The following is a 19,497-nucleotide window of genomic DNA, read 5'->3' on the forward strand; positions in this document are numbered from 1 at the left end:
CTTTGTTATTTTGAGTTATTGTTTATGAAATAAATACCATCTTTTATTCCTTTAAACAAAAATGGAATAAGATGGAATTTTGCTTGAATCGTAAATATTAGAATCTTTTTGCAAAGAGCAAATGTCGTTTGATATATATATGAACATATACGAATTCTTTTTTTTGATAAAATGCGCTGGGCAAATATGAGACGATTTCGGGTGTGATAATATATACGCAAAGGACTCTCAATACCCACACTAGCGCTTTCCTTATGATAGATTATAGCTTTGGGCTCAAACCAAATAGAGGATCCAGTCTTTTGAATTTGAGTACACCAATCTAACTCTTCATAATAAAGGAAGTAGAATTCTGGCATTTTCCCGAATTTTTGTATGTCAATCGCCTTGACTGCCATGGCAGCTCCATGGGCGAATGAGGTTTCATGCGCTTCTTCGAACTGTCCTTGGTCTAACTGATCATAGCCAATGGAGGTGTTCCGGAGCGTTATGTGGCTCATTGGTGTGGAACCTGCGTATTGTAAACGTTCTTTTTCGGGCCAACAAGCTATTTTAGGAGAGACGCATCCTATTCGAGGATTGCTGTCAAGTCTATTTACTAATGCTTTTAGGAATGGTTGGGTAATGATTGTATCATTGTTAAGAAGTAATAAATAATAGCCTGTGGCATATGATATTCCCAAGTTATTACCACCGGCGAATCCAAGGTTTTTCTCACTCCGTATAACCTGTATGTCTGGGAACTTGGATTGGAGAAGCTTATGTTCCAGAGGGTCGGTAGAAGCGTTGTCTACGACAATGATCTCATGAGGATAAGTCTCATGGATAGCCAAGGATTCTATCATCTCGACGGTATCTTTCAACCCGTTATAATTGATAGTGATAATGGAGACTTTTTTAATCATGGCTTTCTTCTTTTTTTATCGTTATGTCATGTGGAGTGCTCTGAAAGCTCGTATCCTTGTTTTTTATCCGGATGAATGAGGCTATATATCCTTTTGTCAAGATGAAAAAAAGGAAGGGAAGCTTCGACAGATTCCTGTAAAGTTTCCGTGTATGCATCTTGCGGGGAATGGCCAGCGTATATGTCAAGATGCTGATTAATATCAGTCCATACCATTTCAGGGCAAGCGGGAAAGTTGTGAGGCTCCATGCCAAGGCGAGGAGAGACGGGATGATCAGTTTTAATATTCTCGGGAGCGGGAACCATTGGACCGCCTTGTCCATATAATTCCAGTTGAGGGTACGGAGGTCGAGATGCCGTATGATCAAAGAGAATGCCAGCAGTTGGGCGTGGAACCAGCGGGATCTTTGCCGTGCCATGACCTCTTGGCGTGAGGTCTTCTCGTCGTACACGAGGATGTCCTCGGCGTAATCGACAAAGATATTTTCCGTGGCGAGATAGATCTCCAGCTCCTTGTCCTCGGCGAAAGTGCCGCATTGGGGCATGTGGGATTTCAGCCATCCGAAGTCGAATACCATGCCGGAGCCTATCAAGGAGGAGGAGATCCCGACATTGACCCGCCCCTTGCGGAAGATGGTGTTGTTGATCTCCTCGGAGATACCGTCCCATACCGCTATCGGCGTATTGTCGTTCTTGAGGGTACGGTGCGCTTGCAGGGCGATGTTGTCTTGCGTGATATCGTTGACCCGGGTCAGGAAATCCGTATCCGTGAGGTTGTCGGCGTCGAGGATGACGACTTTATCGATTCCCTCTTTCAGGTATTCCAAGGCGTAGGTGATGGACTTATGTTTCATGCTATGCTTGAAATCCGGCGTGAGGAGCTCGATCGGGAGCTTGGCGAGCGCTTGGTTCGTTTCCTCCCGCATATGGTCCGATACCACGATCACCCGGTATTTGTCCGCCGGATAGTCTTGCAGGAGGATGCGCTCCACGGATTCCTGTATGACTTGGTCTTCCTTATAGGCGGCGAAGATGACGGCGAACTTCTGGAGCCGTATGCTCCGGCGCTTCCGGTGCCTCCTCCGAAAAAAGGACGCCAACGTAAAAAATAGGTCATAGCCTATGAAAAAGACGATGAAAATGAATAGGGCGATATCTATGTAGATCAACAAGTGCATTCGCTTTTTTTACAAAAGTACTTATAATTTTCAATAAGAGTTTGATTCTGCCGTTTTTTTCTCACCTAAGGGGGCCATATCTTTCCCAGCGAGCTCAGCGCCGCCGAGAGTATCAGCCCCCAGCCCAGCAGGTTCAAGGGGCCGGGCGAGGGGTGGACGAGAGCGAGAGTATCGCCCCGATAGCCGCCAGCGCCGCCTCCCGCATGTCCAGCAGGAGGGAGAGTGCCGCCAGCAGGAAGAGGCTGGCCAAGGCGAGCAGGCGGAAGTGGGGGAAAGGGGGGCGTGGGCTCCGTGGGAGTGTCGGTCGTGTCATGGGGCGGTTGTTTTTGGGGCGTGTGAGATCCTAGGTTTAGCAAGAAATCCAGCAGGCTGCGGACGAAGGCAAGTATTTGTCGTATCTTATTCATATCAATTGTTGTTTTTTAGGGATGAGTAAATCGGTTCGATCTCGTGGCAGAGCTGTACCAGCGTCTCCCGGTAGCGCTCCCGGTTGTCGCCGTTCAGCTCGCTGATGTAGGGGCTGTAGGCGATGGCCTTGGCGTAGTCGGCGGGGAAACGGCTCATGGCGGCGGCCTGCGGGTAGGAGCAGACGAGGAGGCGGGCGAAGTCGAGGTAGGAGTTGCGTGCCGAGTCGTAGCGGCGGAACAGCAACTCGCCCCGCTTGTATCGGGCGGTGACGCGGCCCCCGTGCCAGAAGGCGTTGCTCGCCCCGTAGCCAGTGATGCCGAAATGGTTGTTGGCCTCCCGGGCTAGGCGGGAGGTGCCCCAGCCGCTTTCTAGGGCGGCTTGGGCAAGGAGGATGATGGGGTTTAGGTGGAAGCGGTCGCCGGCGGACTGGGCGTCGGCAAGGTGGGTGGAGATATAGGCTTGTTTCATGATATATACGATGAATTATGATTTGATTTTTCTTGGAAAATTAATCTTAAATTACTATCTTTGAATAAGTTAATAAATAAACAGCATCAGTATGGAAAAGCGGGAGACCGGTGTCGGCGCCTATTATTTTTGTGATATAGCGATGAGTTATTTTCCCTTATTGTCGAAGAAGAAAGCCTCGGATAAGCTGTCCCGGTGGATACGTGTCAGCGGAAAGTTGATGGAGCGGCTGGAGGAGTGCGGATGGCATCCCCGCCAACGGATCTTATCGCCCCGTCAGCGGGAGTGCATCGTGTCGCACCTAGGGGAGCCCTGATTTAGATTTCGTCGGGGGATTCGCTGTCGCTTCCTCCCGGGGCGGGTGCGTCGGGCACGATCTTCTCGAACTTGGCGAGGCCGGTGACGCTCTTTAGCGTCACGCTCGGACGGAAGACGATCCGAGGACGTTTGATAAGGGAGGCGTTGAAGTCGGACTCCAGCTTGGTACCCTTGCTGCCGATCACGGCTTGGAAGTGGCCGAGATCGCCTAGCTGGACGGTCTCCCCTTTCTGGAGGCGTTGCTTGAGGATGTAGAGGAGGCCGTCTACCACGACGTGCACGTCGCCCCGGGAGGCGGTGCTGCGGTCGGCGATCTGGTCGCACAGCTCCTCGAAATCGCAGGTGCCGGTGGACTTGTTCACGGCGTAATACAACTTGGAGTCGGCGGCGGCTCCCTTGGTCATGTCTTTTCGTAAGACTAATCGGTACTTGATCGGCATAATGTCTGGTGTTTTTTTGATTACGTTGTAAAGGTACGACATGCCGCCGGTGGGATTCCGGTCAACGGGGACGAAGGGGGGCGAGGTCGGGTGAATGGGGGTAAAGAGGTGGATTTTGAGTGAATAACGCTTGGTTTTCTAACGAAATAAGCGTATGTTTGCTCAATCAAAATTCGATTGACATGAAAAATTTACGGTATGAAAGAGAAAGACAAGCGGCGAGACGTGAGAGGTGAGTCCCGTGAACGGGCGAAGTGCCAGCGTGAGACGTTGGGCAAATATTTTTACGATTTGTCAAAACTGACGTTCACGGCATTGGTGCTGGGTGGAATAGCTATGTTATTCCAATCGGAAAAGATAGAGATAAGTATGATTGGAATGTTCATGGTAGGGATCTTGTTCTCTGTCGGGTTAGCTTTCTGTGGTAATAAAATCTTGAAATAATAAAGAGCTATGAATCCATTGACATTTCTTTTCGGGGTAATGCTATTGATACTTGTGGTGTTTATCGTTTGGATGTACACGCCATCCGGCAAGCGTTGGTTGGATAGCATGAAATAAAAGGACTATCGTGTTTCCGGTCCGAACACTACTGTGTTTGGCTTCGGATACTACTGTGTTGGCTTCCCAACACAATAGTGTTCGGTGCCAAACACGGTAGTGTTTTTTTTGTCTCCCCCCTATATCCCCTCCGGCAGGATACTTTGGCTTTGCAATTCCCGGGCGATACGGTCGCTTAGGGCGAAGTGATTCTCGAGCGTGGCTTGTAGGCGCAGGCGCTCTTCGGGTGTCGCCGCCGTGCGGACGGACTCCAAGGTCCGGGCTAGCTTCCGGCGTGCGAAGGACTCGCCGTAGAGGAGCACTTGGAAGCGGGTCTCGCCGGGAAGCCGTTCGTCCGGTACCGGCCCGGTATCTTGCGGCGCGGAGGCCCGGAGGGAGAGGACAAGGGCGGAGAGCCGCTCGTCCGCTATCCCGTCCGGGTGCTTGCCCTCGGACAGGAGGTGGAGCAAGCGGGCGTGCTCCGGGTCTTCTAGGGGAAGCTCGTTGTCCGCCAGTTCGCCAGAGACCCATGCGGGCAGGGAAATCTCGTTTCCGTCGGGGTCGTAGAACATCCGGTCATGGTGCGTGAGGCAAAAACGCAGTAACGTCCTTTCTCGTGGCAGGGTGGGCGTGAGGCCTGCGGCTTCCTTCTTCGGCACCGGTACCGGTACGTTTTTCGGGCCTGTGGCGACGGAGATTTCCTGCCGTAGTACCTCTATCGGTATTCCCGTCGCTCCGGATAGCTCCCCGATCCTTCGGTACACGGCCAGCGGGGAGGAGAGGAGGCCGATCTCGCCCAACGTCTCGTTGATGGCGGCGGTGTCCGTGTGAGGGCGGGAAGCCGCTTGGCGGATGCGGTAGGAGAGGTAATCGAGGGTACCCTCCCGTGCTAGGCGTGCCAGCTCGTCGCTCCCTTTCCGGCGGTACACCTCGTCCGGGTCCATGCCGTCGGGCAGGGGAAGCAGGCTGACGGCGCATCCCTCGGACAGGAGCATATGGGCGCACCGGACCGTGTTCTGCCGTCCCGCCGGATCGGGATCGAGAGAGAGCGTCACCTGCCCGGCCAGCCTCCGTATCGCCCGGATATGCTCCTCGGTGAGCGCCGTGCCGCATAGCCCCACGGCGTACCGTATGCCGCAGGCGTGGAAGGCGAGCACGTCCTTGTATCCCTCGCAAAGCAGGATTCGCCCCTCGGAGCGAACGGCCTTCACCGCCTTGTGCAGGCCGTAGAGGATATGCCCCTTGTGGTAGGCAGGACTGTCGGGGGAGTTGACGTATTTCCGCCCCTTCTCCGACGGGGTAAGGCTCCGTCCGGCGAACCCGGCCACCTGTCCCCCGGTGGTGTGTATCGGGAAGATGAGCCGGCCTAGGAAGGGGCGGAACACTTGGGGGACGTTGGGCGGGCAAAGTCCCACGCCGAAGCCGCGGTAGGTCTCTTCCAGCCCATGGCGATCTTCTACCGTACGTGCCGTACCTACGGGGTGGCCCGGTAGCAGGCCGCTAGCGAACGAAGCGTTCGCCAGCAACAACGCTTCCCGCTCGTCCCGCCGCCGCTCACGACCAGCGGCAGCGGTCTCTTCCACCTCGATATTGTATTTGCGTGCCAGTAGGCGTACTGCCTCCTCGAAGCCGCATCCCTCCATGTGGCACACGAGCCGTATCGGGTCCGCCGCCTCGCCGCAACTGAAGCACTTCCCGATGTTCCTCGCCGGGGAGACGCGGAAGGAGGGATGCCGCTCGTCGTGGAACGGGCACAGCGCCACGAAGTCCTTCCCCGAGCGATGTAGCGTGAGGTAACCGGAGGCTACCTCGTCGATGCGGGCCGTCTCCCGCACCTTGCGCAGCGTATCGTCCGTCAGCATTCGAAGAGGCCCTTTCCCTTCGGTTTAGGCTCCGCTGCCCGGGCCTTGCGGACGCATGCCGGCTGGGTGTCGTCCCAGAAGGAGGTCACGCCCTCGTTGTGCATGAAGCGCACGTGTCCCAGCTCGCCTTGGCGGTTCTTGGCCAGCAGGATCGTGCCCCTCCCCCGGGTAGGCAGGTGCGTATCCGGGTCCTCGTGTATGTTCACCACGGAGAGGCGGCTGATGAAGGCCACCGTATCGGCGTCCTGCTCGATAGAGCCGGAGTCCCGGAGGTCGGATAGCTGGTGCCTGAAGGAGTAGGTCCCCCTCGTCTCGCAATTGCGGTTCAGCTGGCAGAGCAGCACGATCGGTATCTCCTCGTCCATCGCCGTAATCTTGGCCTTGCGGGTGATGTTTGAGATGGCCTCGTTCGGGGTCTGCCCCTTGTCGTCCCGGTTTACCAGCTGCAAGTAATCGATAATGGCGAGGGAACACTTCCCTTGCCGCCTCCTGAGGGAGATGTCGCAGCGTATCTCGTCTATTTGGATGTCCGAGCGTTGGTTGATACATATCGGCAATTCTTTCAGCTGCCGGCTCGCCTCCTCCAAGGCTCTCATCTCCTCCTCGGTGGCGGTTCCCTTGGTGATCTTCGAAGGCTCCACGTCGGCTATCTGTCCCAGCATCCTGAAGATCAGCTGTTCCCTCGACATCTCCAGGCTGTAGACGCAAACCGGTACCCCTTGCTTGGCGGCGTTCACCGCCATGAAAAGGGCGAAGGCCGTCTTTCCCATGCCCGGGCGGGCGGCGAACACGTGGAGCGAGCCTGTCCGCAACCCTCCCATAAGCCTGTCCAGTCCCCCCAGCCCGGTATGTATGCCCGCCGTACCGCCCCGGGCTACCCGCTTGCGTATCTCCCGTACCCGTGCCATGGCCTCGGCGGTGGCGGTAGGCATGTCCGGTATCTCGTGGGTGAGGGAGAGCTGCTCGCCCAGTTCGTCGGCCACCGTTCCCAGTTCCGATATCAGCTTTTGCGTATCCCGGTCGTCGGCCGCCGCCTTATGCGCCAGCTCGTGGCACCTCAGGATAAGCCGCCTTGCCACGAAGGCCTCCCTTATGTACTGGCAATGCTGCCGTACGAACTCTCCGCCTACCTCCATGTAGCCGTCTTGCCGGGCCAGCTCGAAGAGGTCGGGCAGTTGCCCGGCCCTCTCCGGCGAGAGCCTCCGTATCTCTTTCTCCACCGAGAGTATATCCGTTCCTTCCCCCTTCCCGTGAAGGCTGAGGTAGGCCTCTATCGCCAAGGCGATATCCGGGTGGGTGAACATCTCGGGCCTTATCCTGAAGGCGATCTCGGGAAGGCTCTTGCGTGAGGCCAGCAGCCCGAAGAGCAGGGCTTTCTCCGCTTTCCGCTCTTCGGATAGCGTGAGGCTGGCGGGGAGGGAGGTAGGGGTTAGCGTTTTCTTATTTGCCATAAGATGTTTTGTTTAGTATGAACGACTGATAATTGATAATTTCCACCGCCATACCGTGATCTAGTTTTTTCTTGGTTATCACGCTGCTTTGTTCTAGCTCTTCCAATCCTTTCCGTATGGCATAGACCGTGCAGCCAAGATAAGTGGCCAGCTCGGGTATTTTCACGATACATTGCCCTTTCTGGATGGTGTATGTGTCATTTTTCCATGGACATTGGTAAGGGCTATAGGCGACTTTGCTGTACAGGTACAGCATGATCCCTATTTGCGTCGGGATCCGCTTTCCCTTGCAACAATTTCTTATGAGCATATCCAAGAAAACTCTGGGATAGCGGATGTAGCCGTTCTTCCGTAGCTCATCCGTGTTGAATAGTTTATACATAATGTTTTGAATTATACCCCTTTAGGGCGTGTTAATAAATATCGTACTCTGAATCGCATTCTAGATCAAACTCTGAACTTCTTAATCCTTAGCGGATAAGCTTGGAATCGTTGCTTTTTTTCGCCACGATTTCGCACCGCTATATATAAATATACAAGGGAGTTATTAAAAGATTTAAATAGGAAACGTGTCGTTTCCGTCTTTTTTGAAGAACCATTTCATTTAGATCGTTTTTTCACAATGGCCGTAAATCATGAATGAATAAATATTCCACTCTTTTTTTATGAAGATCGTGAGGATTTATAATTGTTGTTTAAATCTCTGCAAAGATCGGAATAAAATTGTAATAAAACAAAATATATACGAAGATATTAAATGTTTACAAACATGTGTTATAGTACGCTTTATTTAGATAGTAATAGCTAAATTTATGGAGGATTATTATGTGATGTTAATTGGAAAATAGATATTTTTTTAGGGATTGAATATTTTAATAAACTATGAGTGATTGTGCAGCCTTGAGGCTGATTCTAGACACTAAAATATATTTGTAGATAATGGCCTATAACTCGTGAATTCTAGTCATGTGAATATTATTTATGTATAGTAAGTGCTCCCTACAAATATCATAGGAAAAAGAAGGCGTCTTACCTTTTTGCGAAGGAATAACCATGTTTTTTTCTTATGAGATTTTTATAGAGTTAATTATTTTGTTCATTTGAGTTTCCCATGAGAGAGATCGAATTGATTCCCTGATCTCAAGGGGAGAAAGAGATTGCTTTTCATAAAAATGTATTAATGAGTTTATATCGATGGCGGTTTCATCTGCGGGCACTTTAAGTATATACGGTTTATTCTCAAAGTCGCTATCTGTCTCAGAGTAAATAAAAGAAAGGCCCCGGGCGGCATATTCCCTGTTCTTTAATGTTTTAATATGGGTGATACCGCTACGATGCCGTGCAAGACTACCGATGGCCATGTCTGCTTTCTCAAAAAGCCGGTCAAGCTCTTCGCCGTGCTTAGCGCCGTGAAGGGTTACGTAGTTCTCTAATTTATGCTGTTTGATGATTGGAAGGATATCATCTTTTTCTCGTTGCCCGAAGAAATCTCCTACAATATGGAAAAAGACTTTGTAATTGGGATGTGAATCATAATAATCAGCCAGACCTTTAACCAGACGGTCAAATCCATGCCAGTAATGAATCTCCGCTACTCCTATTAGGTGAAGTTCCTTGTTTGTATCGTTGACCTGTTGTTTCAATTTAATTTGCGAGAAGTCAATGCCGTTCGATATTTGTATAGTGGGAATGCCGAATATGGTCTTATAGTCGGAGAAAGTCACGATCCCGCATAATTGTTTGGCCAAGGAATGACGGAAACATTGATCTATAAATAGTAATTTCCGACGAGAGAAACCTATATATTCTTGGTCATAAGGATAAGTTGGTATTTCCATTACAACCTTTATCCCCGCTTTACGCATTTGATGAACCATATGAATCGTGAATGGATTAGCGTTATGATCAGATCGCATATAAATAAAACTAATATTTTCTTTCTTCGCATATTCAACGATTGAAGAATATTCTATCCTTTTCAGTATTTTACCCTTGAACCCTGCTCCATAATCTTGTAGTACCTCGGAGTCTATCATTCTCAATTTCCTGCCGTTAGACTCATTTAGGTAACAGAGTCTCGTATCAATGCCACATGCTCTTAAGGCATTGACTTGGTAGTAGATCTTCTTGCTGATCCCATTAGCAGGATTAAGACCGTGAAATATCAGGAATAAAGCTTTCATTTCTGTATCTTGGATTTAAGTAGGTTAATAATATCATAAGTTCCACTTAATTGTATATATATGGAAGAAAAAGATATAGCTAACAGAATCTTAACGGATAAGCTTCCTAGCTCAGTCATCTTGTATGATATCTCATATATAGGCCATAGTAAGAGTATCAAAATACTTGTTAATACAATAGGTGATAAAAATTGTCGGATAAAGATTTTCACATTACGCTTTAATGTCACTTTATACATCCATATATAGCATTGGATGAAATTGATCGTAAATGTGATAGTAATGCACCATGCGATCGCTTCGAGCGTTTTAAATACAAATATCCCTATTACAATGCCAGATACGTTTAATAAAGTGGAGAATACGCCGCAAATGAATAAACTTTTAGTGTCGTTGGCCGCTTGGAAAATAGAGCCGGATGTTGATAATATTATTTGTATACCAACAGATATAGATAATATCTGGAATACCGGAACGGAGGGCATCCATTGATCCCCAAACAAAATGAGAGTGATTTCCCTTGCGGAAAACCATAATAACGCAGACAGGGGTAAACCAATAAAGGCTAGAATATGAATAACCTTCTCGTATGAATCCGCTAGCTTATGCAAGTCATCTTGAAAACCGGAAAAGATTGGATGCATGACAGGAGAGATCACATGGGTTATATTTTGCAAAGGAAGCATCATTAGCCGATATGATTTTTCGTAATACCCTAGGGCATTCATATTCATGTATTTTCCGATTAATAATTTATCAAGGTTTCTGCTGAAATAATTAATTACATTAAATAAAAATTGATAGGCTGAGAAACTGAATATCTTTTGGACCGAATCCAGACCGAATGTATATTGTAACTTTTGAGGGTTTTTCCGATATGATATGATAAACAAGAGAATGCTGGAGAAAATAGGATTAATGACTAATGCATATAGTCCGGCACCTGCGATGGCGGCACTGATGGCTATGCTTCCTCCAATAAATTGGATAGTTAAGCTACGATATGCGATAAACTTAAACTCCTTATTCTTGAATAGGAGTGCGTTAGGAACGATGTTTGCCGAAGCAAAAAATAAATTGATGGATAGTAGTTGGCATATTGTCAGTAATGTCTTTTGTTTATAAAAAAAAGAAATGGGCCAAGAGCATAGGAAAAAAAGAATAGATATCATGATTCCCAACCATAAGGTAAAAGAGAATATTCTGTTAAGATCTTTGCCTGTTAAATCCTTATTTTGAATAATAGCGGGCGCAATACCTAGGTCACTGAAAATACCAAAAAAAGAAATAATTACAGTTGCTATTGCTACTATACCAAATTCTTCGGGGGCAATTAAGCGTGCTAATATTCCGGTGACAACCAGAGAAATAATTATTCCGGAATATTTGGATATGGCCGTATATAATACTCCTGATATTAATTCTTTTTTTATGGATGCCATAGTTTCTTTTGTTTTTATAGGAATGATTTGAATAATAAAACTATTAGATTTTTTGTTGTCACGTATTGCCTATATTCTTTTAGACATCGTCTGGCTATTTTCAAGCGATCTTTAAAGGGTGTTTTATAGGATAGCCATACTGCGGCGTTGAGCATTCTTGATAAATATAAGTCGATTATTTCACGGAACATTGGGTGTGAGTCTGCGAATTTGCTTAAATGGGCAGTTATCGTAAAGTAACTTTCCATGTTTCGCATTGAGAACTTACTGGTCATGATTGAGTCTTCCCGTAGCCTACGTTTGAAGAAATCCTTGTGTATGGAGGATACTCTTTGGGCCTGTAAATATAACAAGCATGTGAATAATTGATCTTCATGGATGATTCCGGGAAGAAAATCGAGTTGGATCTCTGTTAGGTATTCTCTTCTTATGAAATTAAGACATGCGGATGGAGAATATGCCTTGTGATCCATTAATAGCTTTAAGATATGTGGACCTTGATATACTAACTCCGGATTCGTACAATCTTTTCGTTGGTAGTTTAAATGTAAGCTTTTATGTTTTTCCTTGTTTAATATGTCAGCATCGAATAAAACGAAGTCTAAAGCCTGTTGTTCACATTTTATATAACATGTTTCTAAGGTTTCCGGTTCCAAATAATCATCACTATCCATAAAATAAATGTATTTGCCTTGAGCGTATTCGTTGCCTTTGTTACGAGTAGCTGATAATCCTTGGTTCTGCTGCGTATAGGTTCGTATACGTTTATCTTCTTTAGCCAAGCGTTCTATAATAGATAGACTGCCGTCTGTTGAACCGTCATTTATGACAATGATCTCTATTTCCTGTAGAGTTTGGTTCATGATGGATCTTACTGCCTCTTCTACAAATTCTTCTGTATTGTATACTGGTATGATTACGCTTACTAGATTCTTATCCATTTTTGTTTGTTTATATCATAGCGTTTGATAACTTTTGCAGGGTTACCTACGGCGACGGAATAGTCTGGAATATCTTTAGTAACTACGCTTCCGGCTCCAATTTGGCATCTTTTGCCTATATGAACACCTGCCACAACTACACTGTTCGCCCCAATATGAGAGTCTTCATCTATTACCACGATCTTCTTTACCAAAGGTTGTTCATTGGAATCCATATTTCCATCTTCGTATCCATGATTGAAACCGGATATGAAGACATGTTGGCCTAATCCTACTTTATTCTTGAATCGTACGGGGCCAATCACCACGGAGCCGATACCAATACGAGCGTTGTCACCTATGATAACATCGCCGGCTCCGTTGTTAATGGTCGTGAAATCCTCAATAACGGTATTTTTCCCTACCGTGAACTGATTCCAAGGGAATACATCAATACGGGATCTTCTCCTTCGAATGATAGCTCCTTTTCCTTTTTTATGGATCCAAGGATTGACAAACCATTTTACCCAACAACGAGGTTTAGGATTTTTAGGAGAGGTTATTGAATAGAATACTATTTTCTTCAAAAACTCATTTTGCTTGATTTTCTGTTTGATTGGGCCTAAATCCATGATTTATTTGGTTTAAATCGTTTTATATAGAGACAATAGATTTTCTGCGGTTTGTGCCCAAGAGAATTTTTGGACTCTATTTAAGCCATACTTTATTTGATTTTGATAGAAAATTTGATCTTGCTCCAAATAAAGTATTTTCTCTGCTATTTCTTTTGCATTCAAAGAGTTAACCAGTATTCCTCCTTCTCCTGCTATCTCTGGCATAGCAGATGTATTCCCGGTAATTACAGGTGTGCCGCAAGCCATGGCCTCTAACATAGGGATACCAAAACTTTCCCGGAGGGAAGTATATAAAAAGACGAAAGCACCGTTGTATAAATAAGCTAGGTCTTTGTTTGGAATGTATCCCGGATAGGAGAGATAAGGTTTGATTTCTTCTATCTGCTGCTCCCGGAGGATAGCGTCTAATTTATCCTTGCTTAAATCAGCTATAAGCAGAGGGCGTTTTTTATCAGACTGCTTCAGATAAAGACTATACGCCTTTAGGGTGCGAGCGACGTTTTTTTTAGGATCTGTATTGCCTAGGAAAAAAATATAATCGTCATCATCGATGTATTTGCGGGTAATGGATAATGTTTCCGATAAAGGACGGAAATGTTCGCTATATCCATTATAGATGGCTGTGATTTTGTCCTTCGGCAATTGCAATGCCTCACGTATGCGGTTGCACTCAAAATGAGAAACTGTGATGATCTTCTCGCATTGGGAAAGTATGCGAGGAACTACCATGCGGCGGTAATACCATCCCATGTTTTGATACCAAGATCTATTCCCTCCCTGACGGGGTTCCAAGAAAATAATATCATGCAATGTCAGCACTAACGGAACGGGGCAATGTATCGGAGCTGTATTACTCGTACAGTGCAAAAGATCTGGCCTTATTTTACTCACGACCCGGGGAAGGGCAACCTGTTCCCAAAGAGGGTAGGTAGGGCATTTCACCTCGATAATATGTACATTATCTGTTTCCTCTAAACAATGGTCCTCACCCGGGCTTACGATGATGAAATACTCGTTTTCCCTGTCGATTTTCTGTAACTCCCTAATACTTTCGAGAGCGACAAAGTCCATTCCATGTTTATTGGGCCGGAAGATACGCTGTGCCTCAATCGCTATTCTCATGATTTGAAAGAGTGTTTGGTTGGATTGAATTTACGTCCCCCTATACGGAAAATATTGAGAAACATAAGTATGAATAAAACAGGGACACTCGCTATCGCTTTCTTGAATTTCCTGTCAACGAGATAATCTGGTACCGCTATGCTGAATGTGATACCTAGTAATATCAATAAAAGCCACCACTTAATGGATGTTATGAAATCAAGAATGGTTAAGAGTGAGGCTATTAATACAATAAAACCCAAGAGTAATACACGGGGAGGCATCATCCATTGGAACAATTTGTCGCAATAGTCCCAATTCCCTTTTAATATGGCTCCCGGCATTTGGAAAATACCGGAGAATAAGTTGCTGATTTGAGTCGTTAACCAACGACGTCGTTGATTGTAAAAATCTCTCTTACCTCTGACCTTCTCGTCATAAGTATATACTTCTTCTAAATATTCGATATAAACATTTTGTAACAAAAGTTTCCTTTCCATGTATTTATCCTCTCCAATGTCGTGACAATCTTGTATGATATTCTTGAAAAGATCATATTCGAAAGCCATTCCCGAACCACTTAGAGCGGAAGAGAAACCGAGACGGGTATGCCCCTTGCGAAAGATTGAGTTGTTAATTTCTTCGCTGACAGAATCGAGTACTGCGATACTGTTATCTCGATTTTTAGCGACCCGATGTGTTTGCAATGCGGAACAACCTGCGTAAAGAGCATCGTTTATTTTCTCGAGATAGTTTGGTTTTACGACATTATCCGCATCAAGAATAACTACATTATCATACTTGATATCTCTTTCTTCAATATAATGTATGGCTTCCTTAAGGGCTTCAATCTTTGTGCTTTGGGGACTATTCATCTCAACGACTTTCGCTGATAATGTTTTTAAGTTATCAATAGTCTCTTGTCGCATCTGATTAGAAATTACGATAATGTCGTATAGCCCTTTTGAATATTCTTGAGAGAGAAAACTTTTTACTGAGTCTATGATAACTTCATCTTCTTGATAAGCTGGGAACAAGACCGCAAAACGATATTTTTTCTTGGCTGTAGGATAATTATATTGTGGTTTTCGTTTGGAATAAACGGAAAATACAAATAGATATAGTACAAATATCAGAAAACAAAGAAATAATATGGCATCTCCTAATTGAAAAGCATATTGCTCCTTATCAATCCAGTTTTCTCCTATTTGAAAGAATTGTTCAATCATGGTATTATTTATTTGAAATAGTTAATTTTTTTATTTCTATATCCTTATCGAAATAAGGACCGTTTAATACAAAAGTTAGTCCCATAAGTGCGATTATCATTGTTGGAAATTGTCCCCAAAAGGAGTTTGTGTATGCATTAATGAACATACCGAATATACCACAAAGTAGTCCAGATAATAATCCTTTTAGTTCAAGATCTTTTATTCGTTTCGCAATAATCCAGCCTCCCCATCCTATAGCTGAGAAGATCATGCCAAGATAAAGTATCAATCCAACGATACCGGTCTCTACCCAGATTTTTACATACCAAGAATCAGTCGGAATTGAGGTCGTAAAACGTCTGGAAACTTTTACCCCTAATCCATCTCCGGATAGCCCCAACCCTTCTCCGAAAGGTTTGTGCTTTAGATATGTAGCCAATTTTCTTTGATTCTCTTTACGTACGATATACGAGGCATCCTTGGTTGGATTGAATGCGGTTCGCATCCTCCTGATCGATGAGTTACCTTCTCCTATGGTTGTAAAAGCGAAAAAAACATAGATAAATAGTAGCATGCTCGCTCCTCCAATAATAGCTCTAGTTTGTTTACTGACCAGTGTGTATAGAGCTAATCCTGCTAATGGCACAACCATCGCCCCTCTTGTCCCGGAGAGGAACATGGCGTAAAGAGCTAAAATAGCGACGCAGAGATAATATATCCTGCATGCGATCGATCGCATATGGAATGCGGCTATACCGAAAAACATACTGGCTGCACCCATGTTGGCACCCATGTTACTGGCATCCGTGAAAAATGAGAAATAGCGAGTTCCCGACCAAATGATATGTGTTGTAGCTCCTCCTTCGTTTAACCATTTAGTTTCGTAACTGTCAAATCCAATAATATATTGTATCAACGTTTTCACTATGGCCAATAATGTGAATATGGATAGGCAGAATATTATGGCTTTAAGGATGGAGTATCGCGTACATAACAAAGATGTAATAACGACAATGATTAATCCGTTGAATATTAATCCTCTTGATAATATCCAACCTTCTAAAGAAGCAGTTGGGTTGATGATTTCTAAAATGCAATAGCCCGTCCAGACACATAATGTGATGCTTAGAATATTAATTGCTCTACGCCATTCTATGTTTTGGAAGAGGGCGGCCTGTATAAAGATCAGTACCAAAGCTAATACATACAGGATTTCCATAATGACACTGATACCTTCTACGGAAACGTACCGAGAAATACCTAATATGAGATAATTAATCGTGAAGATTACGAATAATATAAACCACGGATATCTTAATAAAAGGATACTTCCTACACATAATAATGGAATCAAGGATATAAGTATGAATACAGGAATAGAATTATACAGCAAGGAGATACCAATCCCTCCCAATCCTAGAATAAGAATGAGTTGAGATATTTTAAATGGGATGTTGACCCTTTCTGTATACCTTGACGTTTCCATTCTCCTCGTTACTTTACTGCGGTATTAGTCGCTGTTAGTCCCATATACATCATTCGGTTAGCAAATGATCGCATAGATGTTCTAGGGGGTAATTGCCCTGTGAAATCTTCCACAGCCTCTCGGGTGGCATTGTTCAGATATAAATACAACGCTGTACTTTCTGTAATGTCACGTAGATAATTAATTAGTACCGTATCACTATTCTTCCAAACCCGGCAAGCGTTAGCGACTAACAGGTTGACTTGGCTTGATCCTAATAAGTGGGATGGAGTACCATACTGCTGGATGGCAGGATACTCGACTATTAATATATCCGGCCTACTTTCGAGCTGGATATGTTTCTCTATCCGTTCAGCCATCAATAAAGAGGCATCGATAGGGATGTCTTGACCGATCCTCAGATATTTTACGTTGAAGCCAAGCTCTTCCCAAGATTCTTGGAAATATCGTGAGATAAACGTTTTTCCTTCTTTTTCCTCTAGACTTAGTATATTGATACAAAGTGTATCGCCCTTTTTGATGTAAGGTGTTAACCGGTTACAAGCATAAGCCGCAGAGATACGGTTACAAGTTTTTACGAATCCACGATATTTTAATTGGGAATTACGTCCTGTGAAAGCCCCTAATATATTCATGCCAGTAAGACGTCTGGCCCGTTCGGCATCCCGGAGCGTACGATCTAGCAACTCGATAACTAGGTTTAATCCGATAATAAAGATAATGCTACCAATAAATGCGGCAACAACTAATAGAAACCGCTTTCCTTTATCACTGAATAAAGGATAGGAGGCATCCGAGATCGTATTTAAGTTTGAAGAGGTTAATTGAAGATTCTTCTGCTTCATCTTTGCCATATTTAAAGCATGAAGTACTTCAAGATAAGATTGCTCGGTTACATGAATCTCACGTTCTTGTTGATTTATTCGTGTACCAATAGGAGAATAATTCTTGTATTGATCTGCAAAATCATTCTTGCGCTCGTTTAGAACCTTCAAATCAGCTTGTGCTTTCGCTTGTATAAGTGTTTGATTTAACCATTCTTGAACTAAACCTTCAATGGCTATACCTTCTTTACTTTCTTTATAACTATTAATATTATTAGTAATTAGGCCTATTTTCTTTTCGGCATCTCGTAGTTCTTCCCTGTATTTTACTAACTCTTGGTCTTTACTTAGCATTTCATCGGAGGTGAAAGTCTCTATTTCTGTTATTTTACCACTAATACGGGATACCTCGGCTAAGGTATTAATGAATTCCTCATTGGACTTAACTAATTTAGTACGAATATCCATGTACTGCTCCAGATTTTTGATAATGCTGGATGAGCTCTCGTAATTTCGCCGTGTCTCCTCATACCGATTCTCAAAGTCTGCGAAAGAGTGGGCGATAGCTTTAGTTTGCTCAATATAGTTAATAACACTATTCTTTACATTATAATCAGTAAGCTCGTTTTCTTGCTTATTCAGTTGTACACGAAGTTTCTTAAGTTCTTCCTCATAATATTTAACAATATCATTTGCGGTTTGATATCGTAAGTTGTTATACGAATATTTTAATTCTTCACTCACCAATTTGACCGTATTCCATGTAATACCGGGATCGGTAGAAGTATAAGCTATCTCTATTAAGTCGCTGTTTCCTTGCCTTCTGATGATAATACTGGATAAGGCATTGTAACTGTAAAATGCACTAGATCCATTAAACAACTCATGTAAATAATTACGACTGTCGCTGTATTTATACTCCTTGAATAAGTTAACGGTTTTGTCAAGAGAAGTTGTATCAACTAAAAGTAAGATCTCTTCTGGCACGGAAGCTATCAACTTTTTATAGTTATTTGCTGTTATATATAGATTATCTATTTCCGGATCTCCATGCATTAAGTTTAGAGCTAGTAATTTCAATGAGACATTTTCTAAGGTTCCTCTTGATTTGGTTAGATTTACCAAGTTATCATAGGTGTTATTCACTGCTTGCCAATCAGGCCGAGTCTCATCATCTAATCCTGTATTAGACGTAATGCCAGTGTAAATTGAGGTGGTAACTGTATATTTTTTTTCTAAGAATTGACTGAAATAAGCAACCAACGCTGTTATTATTAGCGTTCCGAATACTAATTGATGCCGGATTCTATATATAAAACGCGATATATAAAGTGTTATATCCATGGGTTATCGATTTATAATCTTAACATTTGTGAGCATTTCTAATAAAGTTACGGCATTGTGTAAGGTCGCACGACCTTCTTGGTAAGAAATCACGGCACCAGAACGACGTCCACGTTCCATGGATAATGAGATAATATCAATTTTTCCATTAATAAAATCTTGTTCGGAGATTTTCATCTGGGCGTTGTAAAGTGCGGCAGCATCTGATTTAGCTTTTAATGTAGCCAATGCTTGTAAGACACTATTATAAGCTTCCAGTATTCTTAATTTCCGTTCTTCTATGGACATTTCATACTCATAATCCAATTGACGGAAACGAGCTTTCTTCATCCGTACTTTTTGGCCTCGGCTGAATAAGTCTCCGAATGGGATAGACACGGAAATACCTACACTGTAAGTATGCTGATTACTGCCTATACTGGTGAGAAATGAAGGATCTTCTATGGTTTCTCTTGTAGAAAGTTGAACTAATCGCCCATATTGATATTGGCCGTATACCCTGAAATAGTCCAACCATTCTCTTTTTGTAATCTTCATATCGGCGTTAGCCTCATCTCTTTTAGCTTCATAAATTCTGACAGAAGGATGGTCATATACGGATTCCAGAAAAACCGATAGAGGTGGTAATTGAATACGTTCATAGTCATCTAGCATGGCATTTATAGAATCCGTGCCGGAAGTTACTTCTATTGTTGTAGCTTTATCGAAGTATGTCTTCTTTTTTTGTGCGACAATTGAAAAAGCATTTAATATGAATAATAGAATAAATAGTATCTTCATGT

Annotated in this window: 18 protein-coding genes; 2 read left to right on the forward strand and 16 right to left on the reverse strand. The window is 44.3% G+C overall.

Annotation, left to right across the window (positions count from 1 at the left end; translation table 11 throughout):
- Positions 1-5: 5 nt before the first annotated feature.
- The 3 genes from NBH07_RS01680 to NBH07_RS01690 form a co-directional block, all read right to left on the reverse strand.
- On the reverse strand, positions 6-905 hold the full coding sequence (locus tag NBH07_RS01680; RefSeq protein WP_005868358.1) for a glycosyltransferase family 2 protein: 900 nt from the start codon (positions 903-905) through the stop codon (positions 6-8).
- Entirely contained in the window at positions 898-2,082 is a 1,185-nt protein-coding gene (locus NBH07_RS01685) for a glycosyltransferase family 2 protein (protein WP_156682510.1), read from the reverse strand. The genes NBH07_RS01680 and NBH07_RS01685 overlap by 8 nt, the downstream gene beginning before the upstream one ends.
- Positions 2,083-2,490: 408 nt before the next feature.
- Positions 2,491-2,958, reverse strand: a complete 468-nt coding sequence (locus tag NBH07_RS01690; protein ID WP_009017926.1) for a glucosaminidase domain-containing protein — start codon at positions 2,956-2,958, stop codon at positions 2,491-2,493.
- 91 nt (positions 2,959-3,049) lie between these two features.
- Here NBH07_RS01690 and NBH07_RS01695 point away from each other — a divergent pair, with 91 nt between their 5' ends.
- The gene (locus NBH07_RS01695; protein ID WP_005856539.1) at positions 3,050-3,274 is read left to right on the forward strand and encodes a DUF4248 domain-containing protein; all 225 of its coding nucleotides are present in this window, start codon (positions 3,050-3,052) and stop codon (positions 3,272-3,274) included.
- 1 nt (position 3,275) lies between these two features.
- Here NBH07_RS01695 and NBH07_RS01700 read toward each other — a convergent pair whose 3' ends face one another.
- Positions 3,276-3,716, reverse strand: coding sequence for an HU family DNA-binding protein (locus NBH07_RS01700; protein ID WP_057317329.1), 441 nt, complete (start codon positions 3,714-3,716; stop codon positions 3,276-3,278).
- A 198-nt stretch (positions 3,717-3,914) separates the two neighbouring features.
- Between NBH07_RS01700 and NBH07_RS01705 the strand changes: the two genes are divergently transcribed.
- Positions 3,915-4,160: a DUF6722 family protein gene (locus tag NBH07_RS01705; protein ID WP_005868368.1), complete on the forward strand. Its 246-nt coding sequence runs from the start codon at positions 3,915-3,917 to the stop codon at positions 4,158-4,160.
- Positions 4,161-4,396: 236 nt separating this feature from the next.
- Here the strand turns inward: NBH07_RS01705 and NBH07_RS01710 are convergent, their stop codons facing one another.
- The 12 genes from NBH07_RS01710 to NBH07_RS01765 all read right to left on the reverse strand — a co-directional run bounded on the left by NBH07_RS01710 (position 4,397) and on the right by NBH07_RS01765 (position 19,495).
- Positions 4,397-6,118, reverse strand: coding sequence for a DNA primase (locus NBH07_RS01710; RefSeq protein ID WP_009017521.1), 1,722 nt, complete (start codon positions 6,116-6,118; stop codon positions 4,397-4,399).
- Positions 6,112-7,569, reverse strand: coding sequence for a replicative DNA helicase (locus tag NBH07_RS01715; RefSeq protein WP_156682511.1), 1,458 nt, complete (start codon positions 7,567-7,569; stop codon positions 6,112-6,114). The genes NBH07_RS01710 and NBH07_RS01715 overlap by 7 nt, the downstream gene beginning before the upstream one ends.
- Entirely contained in the window at positions 7,559-7,951 is a 393-nt protein-coding gene (locus NBH07_RS01720) for a hypothetical protein (RefSeq protein ID WP_005868373.1), read from the reverse strand. Before NBH07_RS01720 ends, NBH07_RS01715 begins: the two co-directional genes overlap by 11 nt.
- 682 nt (positions 7,952-8,633) lie before the next feature.
- Entirely contained in the window at positions 8,634-9,752 is a 1,119-nt protein-coding gene (locus NBH07_RS01725; protein ID WP_005868374.1) for a glycosyltransferase family protein, read from the reverse strand.
- On the reverse strand, positions 9,749-11,194 hold the full coding sequence (locus NBH07_RS01730) for a lipopolysaccharide biosynthesis protein (protein ID WP_005868375.1): 1,446 nt from the start codon (positions 11,192-11,194) through the stop codon (positions 9,749-9,751). Before NBH07_RS01730 ends, NBH07_RS01725 begins: the two co-directional genes overlap by 4 nt.
- A gap of 14 nt (positions 11,195-11,208) precedes the next feature.
- Entirely contained in the window at positions 11,209-12,135 is a 927-nt protein-coding gene (locus NBH07_RS01735) for a glycosyltransferase (protein WP_009017519.1), read from the reverse strand.
- Complete coding sequence (locus NBH07_RS01740) at positions 12,120-12,746, reverse strand: acyltransferase (protein ID WP_008780521.1); 627 nt, start codon at positions 12,744-12,746, stop codon at positions 12,120-12,122. Before NBH07_RS01740 ends, NBH07_RS01735 begins: the two co-directional genes overlap by 16 nt.
- A 12-nt stretch (positions 12,747-12,758) precedes the next feature.
- Entirely contained in the window at positions 12,759-13,871 is a 1,113-nt protein-coding gene (locus tag NBH07_RS01745) for a glycosyltransferase family 4 protein (protein WP_008780522.1), read from the reverse strand.
- Positions 13,868-15,079, reverse strand: a complete 1,212-nt coding sequence (locus NBH07_RS01750) for a glycosyltransferase family 2 protein (RefSeq protein ID WP_008780523.1) — start codon at positions 15,077-15,079, stop codon at positions 13,868-13,870. The genes NBH07_RS01745 and NBH07_RS01750 overlap by 4 nt, the downstream gene beginning before the upstream one ends.
- Before the next feature lie 4 nt (positions 15,080-15,083).
- Positions 15,084-16,547: an O-antigen ligase family protein gene (locus NBH07_RS01755; protein ID WP_008780524.1), complete on the reverse strand. Its 1,464-nt coding sequence runs from the start codon at positions 16,545-16,547 to the stop codon at positions 15,084-15,086.
- Between the two features lie 8 nt (positions 16,548-16,555).
- Positions 16,556-18,715, reverse strand: a complete 2,160-nt coding sequence (locus tag NBH07_RS01760) for a GumC domain-containing protein (protein WP_008780525.1) — start codon at positions 18,713-18,715, stop codon at positions 16,556-16,558.
- Positions 18,716-18,718: 3 nt separating this feature from the next.
- The gene (locus NBH07_RS01765; protein WP_005868389.1) at positions 18,719-19,495 is read right to left on the reverse strand and encodes a TolC family protein; all 777 of its coding nucleotides are present in this window, start codon (positions 19,493-19,495) and stop codon (positions 18,719-18,721) included.
- Between the last annotated feature and the right edge of the window lie 2 nt (positions 19,496-19,497).

It is taken from the genome of Parabacteroides sp. B2-S-102 (genome assembly GCF_023656665.1).
In the GTDB taxonomy this organism is placed as follows: Bacteria; Bacteroidota; Bacteroidia; order Bacteroidales; family Tannerellaceae; genus Parabacteroides; species Parabacteroides distasonis.